Raw genomic sequence first — 15,504 nt, forward strand, 5'->3', positions numbered from 1 at the left:
TAATCCCCGTTGCGGTACCCATCTCCCGTCCGGTCCCGGTTCTGCCGGGTGCGTGCGCCAGCGTTTCTGGCAGTCGCCATGGGCGAGTGCTAGAATCTGCGCACGATTTCTTTCCAATCAATCACTTAAAGAGGGTGACATGAGCAACCTGAAGCCGCTGTACGACCGTGTTGTGGTCAAGCCCGTCGAGGCAGAAGAAAAGAGCGCCGGCGGCATCCTGATCCCGGACAACGCCAAGGAAAAGCCCACCAAGGGTGAAGTCGTCGCCGTCGGCGAGGGCAAGGCCCTGGACAACGGCAGCGTGCGCGCGCCGAAGGTCAAGGCTGGCGACATCGTGATCTACGGCCAGTACTCGGGCAGCGCCTACAAGGCCGACGGCATCGAATACAAGATCATCAAGGAAGACGACGTCCTCGCGATCGTCGGCTGATCCGCGGCGGACGCCCTGCGTCCGCGCGACTCCGTGATCGACCCCGGCGGGCATTGCCCGCCATCCAATCCCCCTTTCATTTCTGAGGTAATACCGCAATGGCTGCGAAGGAAATCCGCTTCGGCGAAGACGCACGTTCCAAGATGGTGCGTGGTGTCAACATTCTCGCCAATGCCGTCAAGGCAACCCTGGGCCCGAAGGGCCGCAACGTCGTGCTCGAGAAGAGCTTCGGCGCGCCGACGATCACCAAGGACGGCGTGTCCGTCGCGAAGGAAATCGAGCTGGCCGACAAGTTCGAGAACATGGGCGCGCAGATGGTGAAGGAAGTCGCGTCCAAGACTTCCGACAACGCCGGTGACGGCACCACCACCGCGACCGTGCTGGCACAGGCGTTCATCCGCGAAGGTTCGAAGGCGGTCGCCGCCGGCATGAACCCGATGGACCTCAAGCGCGGCATCGACCAGGCCGTCAAGGCTGCCGTCGTCGAGCTGAAGAACCTGTCCAAGCCGACGGCCGACGACAAGGCGATTGCCCAGGTCGGCACGATCTCGGCCAACTCGGACGAGTCGATCGGCACGATCATCGCCGACGCGATGAAGAAGGTCGGCAAGGAAGGCGTGATCACGGTCGAAGAAGGTTCGGGTCTTGAGAACGAACTCGACGTCGTCGAGGGCATGCAGTTCGATCGCGGCTACCTGTCGCCGTACTTCGTCAACAACCAGCAGTCGCAGACCGCGGACCTCGATGACCCGTTCATCCTGCTGCACGACAAGAAGATCTCGAACGTCCGTGACCTGCTGCCCGTCCTCGAGGGCGTGGCCAAGGCCGGCAAGCCGCTGCTGATCGTCGCCGAGGAAGTCGAAGGCGAAGCGCTGGCGACCCTGGTCGTCAACACCATCCGCGGCATCGTCAAGGTCGTCGCCGTCAAGGCGCCGGGCTTCGGTGACCGTCGCAAGGCGATGCTCGAAGACATGGCCACCCTGACGGGCGGCACCGTGATCTCCGAGGAAGTCGGCCTGTCGCTCGAGAAGGCGACCATCGCCGATCTCGGCCGTGCGAAGAAGGTGCAGGTCTCCAAGGAGAACACCACGATCATCGACGGCGCCGGCGAGACCGGTGGCATCGAGTCGCGCATCAAGCAGATCAAGGCTCAGATCGAAGAGACCTCGTCCGACTACGACCGCGAGAAGCTGCAGGAGCGCGTGGCCAAGCTGGCCGGCGGCGTTGCGGTGATCAAGGTCGGCGCGTCGACCGAGATCGAGATGAAGGAAAAGAAGGCCCGCGTCGAAGACGCCCTGCACGCCACGCGCGCAGCGGTCGAAGAAGGCGTGGTCCCGGGCGGCGGCGTGGCCCTGGTGCGTGCACTGCAGGCCATCGGCCAGATCAAGGGCGCGAACGAAGACCAGAACCACGGCATCCAGATCGCCCTGCGCGCGATGGAAGCCCCGCTGCGCGAGATCGTCACCAACTGCGGTGAAGAGCCGAGCGTCGTGCTCAACGCGGTCAAGGACGGCACCGGCAACTACGGCTACAACGCCGCGACCGGCGAATACGGCGACATGATCGCGTTCGGCATCCTGGACCCGACCAAGGTCACCCGTTCGGCCCTGCAGAACGCGGCCTCGATCGCCGGTCTGATGATCACGACCGAAGCGATGGTCGCCGAGCTGCCGAAGAAGGAAGAGCCGGCGATGCCGGGCGGCGGCGGCATGGGCGGCATGGGCGGCATGGATTTCTGATCCAGCTCCATCCGCTTGACCGTTGCACGAAGAACCCCGCCGCGAGGCGGGGTTTTTTTGTGCCGCGCATGCCGGCGCGCCGCGGTGCCGGGGGGGCTCATATGTGACAAGCGTCACGGTTATCATGAGATGGCATGGCGGGCGCACGGGGAGGTGCACCGCCAAGCTCCGGCGGGGAGCCGGAATCTTTCCCAAGGGGTTGGAATGTGTCCAGGAATGGGGCAGCGGGTCGCCAAGGCGTGCCTTCGATGAGCACCACGCGCATGCGGGACTTCCGCAAGGCAGTCGACAAGGCGCGGTCATGGCAGTGCGCGTGGCCGGTCGCGGTGTGGGCGGGCATGCGTTACGCGCTGACCGGCAACAGCGGACGCTTCCGCAGCCACGGCGGCTGGCGCGTGTCCCGGATCGTACGGGACTGAGCCGGGCACATCCGGGACACCCGGTTCGAACGACGCGCATCGGCGCCTCGCCGGCCATGCCGCCGAACGTGGCCTGCATGATCGGACGTGCGCAGCCGGAGACGGTATCGGGAGGCGCGTTGATCGCGTATCTGTTGTCATGCACGCGGCCGCCGCCGCGTCACGTGCAGGCCGCCGTCACCGTGATTCCGCCATGCTGCGCGGATGCCGATGTCTTCCCCTGATCCGTGGTGGCGCGCGCACCGCACGGGGCTGCGGCGCGCGGGTGTCGCGCTGGGCGTGCTCTATCTGCTCTACCTCCTCGCGGCCAACGTCTTCCTCAACACGTCGGTGGGCGCCGACGTGATCAACCGCAAGCCCGACCGCTTCCACGCGCGCTGGGACTGGGCGATGAGCCTGTATCCGGGGCATATCCACGCACGCGGCATCGTCATGGGCGGCCATGCGCGGACCAACCTGTGGACGATCGCCAGTCCGCGCGCCAACGGACGCATCAAGATCCTGCCGCTGCTGGGGCGCCAGCTCGCGTTCGGCACCATCCGCGCGCAGAACGTGTCGGTCCACGTCGCACGCACGTCCCGGGACATGCCGACCACCAAGCGTCCGGGCAAGACGCCATGGACGCTGCGCTTCGATGCGATCACCACCCCGAGCCTGCTGCGGCTGGATTTCTACGATGCCCGCGTGACCGGCAACGGCGAGGCGCGGTTCGTGTTCGAAAAGGTTCTGCAGGGCGGCGCGATGGAAGTCGGTCCGTCCACGCTGACGATGCCGGACGCGACGCTGCAGATCAGCGATGTGACCGTGCTGCGCGAGGGCGCGCTCGAACTCGATATCGAAATTCCCGCGCACATCCGCGAGCAGGCGCAGGGCGAGGAGAAGCTGGTGCTGCTCGATGCGCGCATGCGCGTCGACGGGCCGGCGCCGGGCATCGATCTGGTCGCGCGCAACGACGATGCCCTGCCGATCGGCACCGCCGGTTTCGTCGGTCACCTGCGCGCCGATCTGACCCTGGAGCGCGGCGTGCTGATGCCGGGCAGCCAGCTCGACTGGTCGGCGCCGGTGTATTCCAGCGCGGCCGACGGGACGCCACTGCGGCATCCGCTGGGCGTGGCCTTGCGCACAGCGTCCGACGCGATTCTCGTCGCCGCCCGTGTGCCGGCGCCGGCGTCGGGCACGCCGTGGCTGCGTGCCGACCTGCGTGTGGCGGATCGCCGCATCGGCCCGGACGACTGGTTGCGGCCCGTGCGCGCGCTGGGCGGCACGGTCGAGACGCAATGGCCGGCGGTGCCGCTGCGCTGGATCGACGTGATCCTGCGCAACGTCGACTGGCTGGCCTTCGACGGTCGCGCCGATCTCGACGCCGACGTGCGCCTGCACGACGGGCAACTGCAGCCCGGCAGCCGCATCGATCTCGACAATGCCGCGCTGACGGCGCGCGTGCTCGACAACCGTTTCAGTGGCAATGCGCACGCCCGCATGCGGATGCGCGATGACGCCGAATCCGGTCAGCGCACGACGATCGGCATCGTCCTCGACCGCTTCACCCTTGCGCCGGAATCCGCGCCGGACCGGATCGACCTGCGCGGCCGCGATCTGCGCCTCGATCTCGCATCGACCGGCACGCTGGCCGAGTTCCACGAGCATCTCGATGCGCGGCTGCGCTTCGACGATGCGCAGGTGCCGGACCTGCGCACCTACAACCGCTATCTGCCCGGCGACAGCGCACGTCTGGTCGGCGGCAGTGGCCATGCCAGCGGCGATATCCGTCTCGACAATGGCGGCGAGATGATCGGCGGGCGCATGCGTGTGCGCGGACAGGACGTGCGCGTCGCATTAGGACCGTCGCAGCTGTCGGGCAACGTCGATCTCGACAGCCGCCTGTCGCGCATGCAGCGCGTCGGGCGGCGCTACAAGATCGATGCGATGGCGCTGCGTCTCGACGGTGTGCGGCTCGACGGGTCCGGCGGCGACGACGCGCCTTGGTGGGCGCGGCTCGCGCTGGAAGACGGCACGCTGGACTGGCGCGAGCCGTTCGAAGTCAGCGGCCGCGGCCGCGTCGACATGCGCGACGTCAGCGTGCTGCTGGGACTGTTCGCCGAGCGCAGCGTGTTTCCGCGCTGGATCGGCAATCTGATCGATTCGGGCGAAGCGCACGCGACCGGCGATCTGCGTCTGCGCGGCAACGAGCTGGTGTTCGATCGCGTGCAGGCCAGCAACGACCGCATCGACATGCAGGCGCGGCTGCGCATCGCCGACGGCACGCCGAACGGCGATCTGTACGCGCGCTGGGGCGTGCTGGGCATGGGCGTCGAGCTGCAGGGCGGCGACCGCAAGCTGCACATCGCCGGTGCGCGCGACTGGTACGAATCACGGCCGCCGCTGCTGCCCGAGTGACGGCGGCGGGCCGCGATGGTCGCGACTGCAACCGTCGCACCGCGCGGATCGCCGTGTTATCAATGGCGCCATGACCTCGCGCCCCTCCAGCTTTCTCTATTGGTATGCGTTTCCGACGCCACAGGCGGCGGACGGTCCGCGCGCGCCCTGACACCAGGTCGCACGTATTCCCCGGAAGCCGCCAGAGACCCTGGCGGCTTTTTTCGTTTCCAGCCTTCCGTTTCCGAGATCGACCATGCCCCCGCACACCGACGACCTCCGCATCCGCGACCTGCAACCGCTGACCCCGCCCGCCACGCTGCTCGCCGAACTGCCCTGCAGTGACGCGATGTCGACGACCGTCGCCGACGCCCGCGCGGCCTGCCACGCGATCCTGCACGGCGAGGACGACCGAATGATCGTCGTCGTCGGTCCGTGCTCGATCCACGACCCGGTCGCGGCGATGGAGTACGCGCATCGCCTGCGCGCGCTGCGCGATACGCATGGCGACGCACTGGAGCTGGTGATGCGCGTGTACTTCGAGAAGCCGCGCACGACGATCGGCTGGAAGGGCTTGATCAACGATCCCGATCTCGACGGCAGCTTCCACATCGACAAGGGCCTGCGCCTCGCGCGCGGCCTGCTGATTGAGGTCAATGCGCTGGGCCTGCCGGCCGGCGTGGAATTCCTCGACATCATCAGCCCGCAGTACATCGCCGATCTGGTCGCCTGGGGCGCGATCGGTGCGCGCACGACCGAGAGCCAGGTGCATCGCGAGATGGCGTCGGGGTTGTCGTGTCCGGTCGGCTTCAAGAACGGCACCGGCGGCGACGTGCGCATCGCGGTCGACGCGGTCGGCGCGGCCTCGCATCCGCATCATTTCCTCGCCGTCGGCAAGGACGGGCGCTGCGCGGTCGCCTCAACGTCCGGCAATCCGGATTGCCACGTGATCCTGCGCGGCGGCGCGGCGCCCAACTACGACGCGGCGCACGTCGAGGCTGCATCGGGCGTGCTGCAGGCGCAGGGTCTGCGCGCGGCATTGATGATCGACGCCAGCCACGCCAACAGCAGCAAGAATCCCGACAACCAGCCGAAGGTCATCGACGACATCGCGCGTCAGCTGGAAAGCGGCGAGCGCCGCATCGTCGGCGCGATGATCGAAAGCCATCTCGTGGCCGGCAAGCAGGCGCTGGTGCCGGGCACGCCGCTGGTCTACGGGCAGAGCATCACAGACGGCTGCATCGACTGGGAGACGACGGTGCGTACGCTCGATCGTCTTGCCGATGCGGTGCGCACGCGTCGCGCGCGGGCGGATTCGCGGGCGGCCTGAGCCTGCATGACGGCTAGGCCGCGCTGCCGGCCGCCACGCCCGAGGCCCATGCCCACTGGAAGTTGTAGCCGCCGAGCCAGCCGGTGACATCGAGTACTTCGCCGATGAAGTACAGCCCGGGCGCGTGCTGCGATTCCATCGTGCGAGACGACACGCCGCCGGTATCCACGCCACCCAGGGTGACTTCCGCGGTGCGGTAGCCCTCGGTGCCGCTGGCGACCAGCGGCCAGGCCTGCAGCAGCGCGGCGGTGTCCTGCAGCTGCGGCGGGGTGAACTGTTTCATCGGCCGGTTCGGCAGCCAGATCTCGCACAGGCGCTGGGCGAAGCGGCGTGGCATCAGTTCGGCGAGCACGTTCTTGAGTTCGGTGCCGGGGCGTTCGGCCTGCTGCGTCTGCAGCCACGCCAGCGCATCGCGGCCGGGCAGCAGGTCCAGACGCAGATCGTCGCCGGGTTGCCAGTAGGACGAGATCTGCAGGATCGCCGGGCCGCTGATGCCGCGATGCGTGACCAGCATCCGGTTGCGGAAGAACGCGCCATTGCAGCCGGCTTCGACATCCAGCGCGACGCCTGAGAGTTCGTCCAGGCGTTCCTGATGCTTGCCACTGAGCGTCAGCGGCACCAGGCCGGCGCGCGTCGGCACCAGCGTGTGGCCGAAGCCGCGCGCGAGGTCATAGCCGAAACCGGTCGCGCCCATGCTCGGAATCGACAGGCCGCCGGTCGCGACGATCAGCGAGGCGCAGCGCAGTCGACCGGCTGCGGTGTCGATCACGTAGCCGTCGTCGATGCGTCGCGGCAGCTGCACCGCGCAATGCGTGCGCACCTGCACGCCGACGGCATCCGCCTCGTCGAGCAGCAACTGCACGATCTGCTTCGAGGATCCATCGCAGAACAGCTGGCCCAGCTCCTTCTCGTGCCAGGCGATGCCGTGGCGGTCGACCAGCTCGATGAAATCCTGCGGCGTGTAGCGTGCCAGCGCCGACTTGCAGAAGTGCGGGTTGTCCGAGAGGTACTGCGCCGGCGTGGTGCCGGTGTTGGTGAAATTGCAGTGGCCGCCGCCCGACATCAGGATCTTTTTGCCGACCTTGTTCGCGTGGTCGAGCACCAGCACGCGCCGGCCGCGCTGGCCGGCCGCGATCGCCGCCATCAGGCCGGCCGCACCGGCGCCCAGCACGATGACGTCCCACTCGGTGGACGGAAGGGCGGCGGAGGCGGGGGCGGGAACGACGGACATCGCAGGACCGGTCGGGCAGGGGCGCGCAGTCTAGCGGGCGGCGGCCGCGGCTGTCGTCGGAGGCTGTCACCGACGCGTTCACGCACGCGTGCCTAGGCTGTCGCACCTCCCACACGATGCGCGCGCATGGACCTCAAGAGCGGTTACCCCTTCTGGGCCGTGCGCAACGGTCTGATGCACGCGTTCCCGCAGCTTGAAGCGGACGTGGCCTGCGACGTGCTGGTCATCGGCGGCGGCATCACCGGCGCGCTGATCGCCGACGAACTCGCCACGCACGGACATTCGGTTGTAGTCGTCGAGCAGCGGGACATCGCCTGGGGCAGCACGGCGGCGAGCACCGCGCTGCTGCAGTACGAGATCGACACCCATCTGGTGGATCTGGCCAAGCGTTACGGCGAGGACGATGCCGCGCTCGCGTATCGCGCCTGCGGCGAATCGATCGACATGCTGGCCGAGGTGGCACGCGGCCTGCGCGATGTGGATTTCGAACGTGCCGACAGTCTGTACTACGCCAGCCGCAAGCGCGACGTCGCCAGCCTGCGTGAGGAATACGACGCACGTCGACGGCACGGCTTCGACATCGAGTATCTGGAATCGGAACCGCTGAAAGCCAAATACCTGATCGACGCGCCCGCTGCGCTGCGCAGCAAGCAGGCTGCGCAGGTCGATCCCTACCGCTTCGCGTCACGGCTGCTCGCTCGACTGGTGAAACGCGGCGCGCAGGTGTTCGACCGCACCGCGATCCTGCGTCTTGATGCGCGTGCGCGCGATGTGGTCGCAACGACCGACAAGGGCGTGCGCATCCGCGCCCGCCACGTCGTGATCGCCGCCGGCTATGCCAGCCAGCACTGGCTGCCGAAGCAGGTCGCGCGCAACCGCAGCAGCTATGCCTTCGTCACCGACCCGATCTCCGAAGCCCAGCTCGGTCCGCTCACCCGCACCCTGGTCTGGGAAACCGCGCGGCCCTATCTCTATATGCGGACCACCGGCGACCGGCGCCTGCTGATCGGCGGCGAGGACGACGATGTCGACGTGCCCGCAAGGCGCGACGCGCGCGTCGAGAAGAAGGCGCGCGTGCTGATGAAACAGATCGCGAAGATCCGCCCGGATCTCGATCTCACACCCACGTTCTCCTGGGCCGGCACCTTCGCCGAAACCGAAGACGGCCTGCCGTTCTTCGGCCCGCATGCCGCGACGGGCAAGCGCGTGCATTTCGCGATGGCCTACGGCGGCAACGGCATCACCTATTCGATGCTGGGCGCCGGCCTGCTGCGGGCGCTGATCGAGCGGCGCAAACATCCGCTGGCGTCCCTGTTCTCCTTCGATCGCCTGGACCGCTGACAGCGTCGCGCACGTATGGATAATCGGTGCGATGACCGCACCGTCGCCCTGGCACCTGTACCTGCTCGAATGCCGCAACGGCAGCTGGTATGCCGGCATCACCAATGATCTCGACGCGCGGTTCAAAGCCCATGCCGCAGGACGCGGCGCGAAATACACGCGCGGCAACCCGCCGGTGCGCATCCTCGCCAGTCGCGGCTATCCCGATCGCGCCAGCGCCTCGCGCGCCGAATGGCAGCTCAAGCGCCAACCACGTGCGCGCAAGCTGGCTTGGCTGCAGGCGCCCGAGTCGACGCTGGAAATCCGCGCCGGCGGTCTCGACGATCCGCGCGTCATCGCGCTGCTGCAGGCCCATCTCGACGCGATGGCGTTGCATTCGCCGCCTGAAAGCATCCACGCGCTGGATCTGTCCGGCCTGCGCGCACCGGGCGTGTCGTTCTGGGGCGCCTGGCGCGGCGATGCCCTGGCCGGCTGCGGCGCGCTGAAGGATCTCGGCGAGGGGCATGGCGAACTCAAATCGATGCGCACCGATGTCGCGCACCTGCGCCAGGGCGTCGCCGCAGCGATGCTCGCGCACCTGATGGCCACGGCCGGCGCGCAGGGCTGGCAGCGGCTGAGCCTGGAGACCGGCACCGCGGCCGCGTTCGCGCCGGCACATGCGCTGTACGCGCGCCACGGGTTCGAACCCTGCGGCCCGTTCGGCGATTACGTCGACGATCCCTTCAGCACCTTCATGACCCGCACCTTGGACGATTGAGCGCCCCTTGCAGGCGTGATCGCATCGGGCGCACTGGCTATAGTCGTGCGCTGTCGTGAGCTCCCAGGTTGTCCATGTCGCACGTGTCTCCCGCATCGCTCCCCACCATCGCCTGCGCCGCTGGCGGCACCGGCGGGCATCTGTTCCCGGCCGAGGCGCTGGCGCGCGAGCTGCAGCGTCGCGGTCATCCGGTGGTGATCTACACCGAGCGCCGCGGCGCCGCGTACACGCAGGCGCTGGCGGGACTCGACCACGTGGTGCTGCCGGCGCGCAGCCTCGAAGGTGGCCTCTCGGGCAAGCTGGCCGCCGGCCTGACGATCCTGCGCGCGACGGCGCAGGCACGCGCCGACATGCGCCGTCGCAGCGTGCGCCTGCTGGTCGGGTTCGGTGGCTACCCGAGCTTCGCGCCAGCGTTGGCGGCCAAGAGCCGCGCGCTGCCGCTGCTGCTGCACGAGCAGGGCGCGCGCCTGAGCATGGCCAACCGCAAACTGCTGCGCTTCGCCGATGGCGTGGCGACGTCGTTCCCGGACACCGCCGGTCTCGACGGCTTCGACGCCGCGCGCATCGTCGACACCGGCAATCCCGTGCGCCAGGCGATCCTCGATGCACGTGGCGACTATCCGCTGCTCGATGCGGCCGCTCCGTTGCGCCTGCTCGTCGTCGGTGGCAGCCAGAGCGCACGCGTGTTCGGCGAGGTCGTGCCGCCGGCGTTGCTGCAGCTGCCCCAATCGATCCGGCAGCGCCTGCAGGTCTCGCTGCAATACAAGGGCGACGCGACCGACGAGATCGAGCGCACGCTGCGCGAGGCTGGCATCGACGCGACCGTGCGTCCGTTCTTCGACGACATGGGTGCGCGTCTGCGCGATGCGCATCTGGTGATCACCCGCGCCGGCGCAACGACAGCCGCGGATCTGCTGACCGTCGGCCGTCCGGCGGTGCTGGTCCCAATTCCCGCCGGCGGCTCGCGCGACGAGCAGCGCCGCAACGCCGAAACGCTGGCCGCGGCCGGCATCGGCTGGTGTGTGCCCGAATCCGAACTCACGCCCGAGCATCTGTCGAAGTTGCTCGCAGACGCCTTCGCATCGCCGACCGTCCTGCCCGATGCCGCGCGCGCCTCGGCGGCGCTCGGTCGCCCGCAGGCCGCGTCGACGCTGGCCGATCTCGTGCAGTCCACGCTGGCCCGGCACGCATGAGCGCCCGCCGCGACGACTGCGATGTGCTGGTCGTCGGCGGCGGCCACAACGGACTGGTCTGCGCGGCGTATCTCGCGGGCGCGGGCTTGCGCGTGCGGGTACTGGAACGTCGCCGCATCGTCGGCGGCGCGGCCGTCACCGAGGAATTCCACCCGGGGTTCCGCAACTCGCTCGCGAGCTACACCGTCAGCCTGCTCAATCGGAAGGTGATCGCCGATCTGCGGCTGGCGCAGCACGGCCTGCGCGTGGTGGAGCGGCCGTACTCGAATTTCCTGCCGTTGCCGGACGGCCGCGCATTCCGTCTCGGCGGCCCGGACGGTGCCGCCGAACTCGCGCGCTGGTCGCCACGCGATGCGGCGCGTCTACCCGAGTACTACGCGATGCTCGATCGCGTGGTCGTCGTGCTGCGAGAACTGATGCACGCGACACCGCCCAACGTCAGCGACCGTTTCGTGCTCGCCGACTGGCTCAACTCGCTGCGCGTCGCGCGGCAGCTGAAGTCGCTGGATATGCGTGGCCGCCGCGACCTGCTCGATCTGTTCTCCAAATCCGCCGGCGAACTGCTCGACGACTGGTTCGAATACGAACCGCTGAAGGCTGCGCTGGGCTGGGATTCGATCGTCGGCAATTTCGCCAGTCCCTACACGCCGGGCTCGGCCTACGTGCTGCTGCATCACGTGTTCGGCGAGGTCAACGGCAAGAGCGGCGTGTGGGGGCATGCGATCGGCGGCATGGGCGCGATCAGCGATGCGATCGCCACCGAATGCCGCGCGCGTGGCGTGGTGATCGATACCGATGCCGAGGTCGCGCAGGTGATTGTCGAGAACGGTCGCGCGGTCGGTGTCGCACTCGTCGACGGACGCACATTGCGCGCGGGCGTGATCGCATCCAACCTCAATCCGAAGCTGCTGTACACGCGTCTGGTCGCACCCGAACATCTCGACGAGGACACCACCGCGCGCATCCGCCGCTACCGCTGCGGATCCGGCACGTTCCGAATGAATGTCGCCCTGTCGGAACTGCCGGATTTCCGCGCAGCACCGGGCACGACGCTGCAGCCGCATCATCAGAGCGGCATCCTGATCGGCGATTCGCTCGGCTATTTCGAGCGCGCGTACTTCGATGCGAAATCGCGCGAACACAATCCCGGCTGGGCGCGCGCGCCGGTCGTGGAACTGGTGATCTCGTCGACGCTCGACGACAGCCTCGCGCCGCCCGGCCAGCACGTCGCTAGCCTGTTCTGCCAGCACGTCAATCCGGTGATCGAGGACGCCGACGGCGGCTGGGACGCGCACCGCGACACGGTCGCGCAACTGATGATCGACACGGTGGATGCGCAGGCGCCGAACTTCGCGCGCAGCGTGCTCGGCTATGACGCGCTGACGCCTTTCGATCTGGAACGCAGGCTCGGCCTCATCGGCGGCGACATCTTCCACGGCGCGCTGGGCCCGGACCAGTTGTTCAGCGCACGGCCCGTGCTCGGGCAGGGGAACTATCGCGGCGCGCTGGGCGGCTTGTACCTCTGCGGCTCCGGCTCGCACCCGGGCGGCGGCGTTACCGGTCTGCCCGGGCGCAACGCTGCGCGCGAGATCCTGCGCGACCTGCGGCGCGGTCCAAGACCCTGAACGGGCGGGGTTTTTGAACCCGTCGGTATCGTTTTGCAATGCAGCGTGCAAAGCGGTAACGACTCTTTCACTATCGCCCTGCACCCGACGTGGGGGAGGGAGCAAGGCCCGCAACCGGTTTACCGGTCGCGGGCTTTTTTTTTGCCTGACGTTTTTGAAGGGCATGCCGGAACGCCACGCGTCCGGGCGCGATATCCGCATCGCGATGCGACAATCCGCGGATGCCTGACGCCCCGTTGCCGCCCGAAATCGACGCCCAGCTCGACCGCCTGATCGCGCGACTGCCGGATGCCACCCGCAGCGATGCCGATGCCATCGCGCGCATCCGCCCGGTCGCGCTCGCCAGCGATTTCGCGCTCGACGTCTTGCAGCGTCAGCCGGACGCGCTCGCGCAACTCCTGAAGGACAGCGCGCAACACGGCATCGCGCCACCCGCACTCGACGCCGGCAACCGCGGCGAATGGCCGGCGTTGCTGCGTCGCTATCGCACCGCGTGTTCGGCGCGATTGGTCTGGCGCGATGTGCATGGTCTCGACGATGTCGACGAGACGCTGGCTGGCAGCACGGCGCTGGCGGAAACCTGCCTGACGCTCGCGCTCGACGCGCTGGAAGCGGAGTTCGCCCAGCGCTACGGCCAGGTGCGAGATGCCGACGGGAATGTCGTACGTCTGGTCGTGTTCGGCCTCGGCAAGCTCGGTGGCGGCGAACTCAATTTCAGTTCCGACATCGACCTGATCTACGGCTTCGCGACCGCGGGCGAAAGTGATGGCGCACGTGCGCTTGCGGCCGAGGACTACTTCACCCGGCTCGGCCAACAGCTCGCGAAGCTGCTCGACGAGAACACCGCCGACGGCTTCAGCCATCGCGTCGATCTGCGTCTGCGTCCGTTCGGCAGCGCGGGACGCATCGCGTTGAGCTTCGCGGCGATGGAGCAGTACTTCCAGCACGAAGGCCGCGACTGGGAGCGTTACGCCTGGCAGAAGGCGCGGCCCGTTGCCGGCGACATCGAGGCCGGCGAGCGGTTCCTGTCGCAGCTGCGGCCCTTCATCTATCGCCGCTATCTCGATTACGGCGCGCTCGACGGCCTGCGACAGATGAAGGCGATGATCGCGGCCGAGGTCGCGCGCAAGGAGCTGTCCGACGACATCAAGCGCGGAGACGGTGGCATCCGCGAAATCGAATTCCTCGCCCAGGCCTTGCAGCTGATCCGCGGCGGCCGCGAGCCGGCGCTGCGCGACCGGCGCCTGTTGCCGACGCTCGAGGCCTTGCACGCGCATGCGCAGATCGATGCGGACACGTTGGCGTTGCTCCAACGCGCGTATCGATTCCTGCGCCAGCTGGAGAACCGGCTGCAGATGCTGCGCGATGCGCAGACGCACATGTTGCCTGCCGATCCGCTTGACCGTCTGCGGATCGCGCGCGGTCTCGGCTATGTCGACTGGGACGCGCTCGTCGATGCACTGCGCGCTGTGCGCGCGTCGGTCGCGCAGGAGTTCGATGCGCTGTTCGCCGTGCGTAGCCAGCAGCGGGCGGTGGAGACGGATGACGATCTCGCTGGCTACTGGCGCGCGCTGCCCGAGGGCGGCGAGCGCGCGGTGCTCGAAGCCACGGGTTTCAATGACAGCACTGAAGTCGACGCGGCACTGCGCGATTTCGCGCGTTCCCCGAGCGTGCGCGATCTCTCCGACAGCGCGCGCACGCGACTGGACAGGCTGATGCCGGTACTGCTGCAGGCGTCCGCGCCCGCGGACCGTCCGCTGCAGGCGATCCGCCGGCTGCTCGCACTGCTGCACAACATCCTGCGGCGCGCGAGTTATCTGGCCCTGCTCGACGAACGCCCGGCAGCGCTCGCACGTCTGGTCGACGTGGTCACGCGCAGCGCGTTTCTCGCCGAACGGCTCGCCGCGCATCCGCTTCTGCTCGACGAACTGCTCGACACGCGCGATGAAGGACCGCTGCTGCAGCGTGGCGAGATGGCCCAGGCCTGCGCGCGCGCGTTGCGGCAGCCGGATCTCGAAGCCGGCCTGCTGGATCTCAACGAGACCCGCCAGCAGCTGAGCTTCCGCATCGCGCTCGCGACGCTCGATGGGCGCCAGTCGGGACAGGACGCCACGCGCCAGCTCGCGTGGCTGGCCGACGCGGTGGTCGACACCGTGCTGGCACTGGCGATGCGCGATCTTGAATCCACACATGGCGCGCTGCCCGACGCGCGGTTCGCGGTGATCGGCTACGGCAGCCTCGGCGGCGAAGAACTCGGCTTCGGTTCCGATCTCGACCTTGTATTCCTTTACGACGCGCCCGCCGATGCGCAATCCACCGGCGAGCGTCCGCTTGATGCACAGCGCTGGGCCGCACGGCTGGGGCAGAAGATCGTCGCGCTGCTGGGCACCGTCACCGGCGGCGGCCGTCTTTACGACGTCGACGTGCGCCTGCGCCCGGACGGCGGCAAGGGGCTGCTGGTCTCGTCGCTGGCCAGCTACGCCGAATACCAGCGCGAGCGGGCCTGGACCTGGGAACACCAGGCACTGGTGCGCGCGCGCTTCGTGGCCGGGCATGACGATATGGCGGCCGCGTTCGAAGACGTGCGCCGCGACATCCTGGCGACGCCGAGAGATCCGGCGAAGCTGCACGAGGACGTGCTGTCGATGCGCCGGCGCATGCGTGCCGAGCTGGACCGCAGCGCAGGCGACCGTTTCGATCTGAAACAGGGCGCGGGCGGTCTGGTCGATCTGGAATTCCTGCTGCAGTGGCTGGTGCTGCGCGAGGCGTCGACGCGGCCTGCCTTGCTCCCACCGCGCGCGACGCCGCTGCTGCTGGAAGCAGCGGGTGCGGAAGGGTTGATCGATGCGGCCACGAGCGCCGGGCTCCGCGCGGCCCACGCGACGCTGCTGGAACTCGGTCTGGGCTGCATGCTGGACCGGCGGACCCGGATCGTCGTCGAGACGCCCGAGCTCGAGACCGCGCGCGAGACGATCCGTTGCGCGGCCGACTGGGCCTGAATGCGGCGGTTTTCATGCGAGGTTGGCGGGTCGGTCCGCAGACTTGCTCCCAAGATGCGCAGTG

At 68.5% G+C, this 15,504-nt stretch carries 10 protein-coding genes and 2 pseudogenes; 11 read left to right on the top strand and 1 reads right to left on the bottom strand.

Annotated features, from left to right (window positions below; translation table 11 throughout):
• Positions 1-139 precede the first annotated feature (139 nt).
• The 5 genes from groES to AC3A4E_RS04065 all read left to right on the top strand — a co-directional run bounded on the left by groES (position 140) and on the right by AC3A4E_RS04065 (position 6,294).
• Complete coding sequence (gene groES, locus AC3A4E_RS04045) at positions 140-430, top strand: co-chaperone GroES (RefSeq protein WP_487630280.1); 291 nt, start codon at positions 140-142, stop codon at positions 428-430.
• Between the two features lie 98 nt (positions 431-528).
• On the top strand, positions 529-2,169 hold the full coding sequence (groL, locus tag AC3A4E_RS04050; RefSeq protein WP_487630281.1) for a chaperonin GroEL: 1,641 nt from the start codon (positions 529-531) through the stop codon (positions 2,167-2,169).
• 248 nt (positions 2,170-2,417) lie between these two features.
• The gene (locus AC3A4E_RS04055; RefSeq protein WP_487630282.1) at positions 2,418-2,588 is read left to right on the top strand and encodes a hypothetical protein; all 171 of its coding nucleotides are present in this window, start codon (positions 2,418-2,420) and stop codon (positions 2,586-2,588) included.
• A 210-nt stretch (positions 2,589-2,798) separates the two neighbouring features.
• Positions 2,799-4,985 carry a translocation/assembly module TamB domain-containing protein gene (locus tag AC3A4E_RS04060; RefSeq protein ID WP_487630283.1) on the top strand — a complete coding sequence of 729 codons (2,187 nt, stop codon included), beginning with the start codon at positions 2,799-2,801 and terminating at the stop codon, positions 4,983-4,985.
• A gap of 235 nt (positions 4,986-5,220) precedes the next feature.
• Positions 5,221-6,294, top strand: a complete 1,074-nt coding sequence (locus AC3A4E_RS04065) for a 3-deoxy-7-phosphoheptulonate synthase (RefSeq protein ID WP_487630284.1) — start codon at positions 5,221-5,223, stop codon at positions 6,292-6,294.
• 13 nt (positions 6,295-6,307) lie between these two features.
• Here AC3A4E_RS04065 and AC3A4E_RS04070 read toward each other — a convergent pair whose 3' ends face one another.
• A complete protein-coding gene (locus AC3A4E_RS04070) occupies positions 6,308-7,525 on the bottom strand; it encodes a BaiN/RdsA family NAD(P)/FAD-dependent oxidoreductase (protein WP_487630285.1) in 1,218 nt (405 codons plus the stop codon).
• A 126-nt stretch (positions 7,526-7,651) separates the two neighbouring features.
• Here AC3A4E_RS04070 and AC3A4E_RS04075 point away from each other — a divergent pair, with 126 nt between their 5' ends.
• The 6 genes and pseudogenes from AC3A4E_RS04075 to glnE all read left to right on the top strand — a co-directional run bounded on the left by AC3A4E_RS04075 (position 7,652) and on the right by glnE (position 15,440).
• Positions 7,652-8,866, top strand: coding sequence for an NAD(P)/FAD-dependent oxidoreductase (locus tag AC3A4E_RS04075; RefSeq protein WP_487630286.1), 1,215 nt, complete (start codon positions 7,652-7,654; stop codon positions 8,864-8,866).
• Positions 8,867-8,897: 31 nt separating this feature from the next.
• Positions 8,898-9,173: pseudogene (locus tag AC3A4E_RS04080) on the top strand (GIY-YIG nuclease family protein); the annotation flags it as partial.
• A 120-nt stretch (positions 9,174-9,293) separates the two neighbouring features.
• Positions 9,294-9,623: pseudogene (locus tag AC3A4E_RS04085) on the top strand (GNAT family N-acetyltransferase); the annotation flags it as partial.
• A gap of 74 nt (positions 9,624-9,697) precedes the next feature.
• Positions 9,698-10,816 (top strand): UDP-N-acetylglucosamine--N-acetylmuramyl-(pentapeptide) pyrophosphoryl-undecaprenol N-acetylglucosamine transferase, encoded by a 1,119-nt coding sequence (locus AC3A4E_RS04090; protein WP_487630287.1) that lies wholly within the window; start codon positions 9,698-9,700, stop codon positions 10,814-10,816.
• Positions 10,813-12,441, top strand: coding sequence for a phytoene desaturase family protein (locus tag AC3A4E_RS04095; protein WP_487630288.1), 1,629 nt, complete (start codon positions 10,813-10,815; stop codon positions 12,439-12,441). The genes AC3A4E_RS04090 and AC3A4E_RS04095 overlap by 4 nt, the downstream gene beginning before the upstream one ends.
• Before the next feature lie 221 nt (positions 12,442-12,662).
• Positions 12,663-15,440, top strand: a complete 2,778-nt coding sequence (gene glnE, locus AC3A4E_RS04100) for a bifunctional [glutamate--ammonia ligase]-adenylyl-L-tyrosine phosphorylase/[glutamate--ammonia-ligase] adenylyltransferase (protein ID WP_487630289.1) — start codon at positions 12,663-12,665, stop codon at positions 15,438-15,440.
• Positions 15,441-15,504 lie beyond the last annotated feature (64 nt).

Source organism: Luteimonas sp. Soil_N_1 (genome assembly GCF_057656255.1).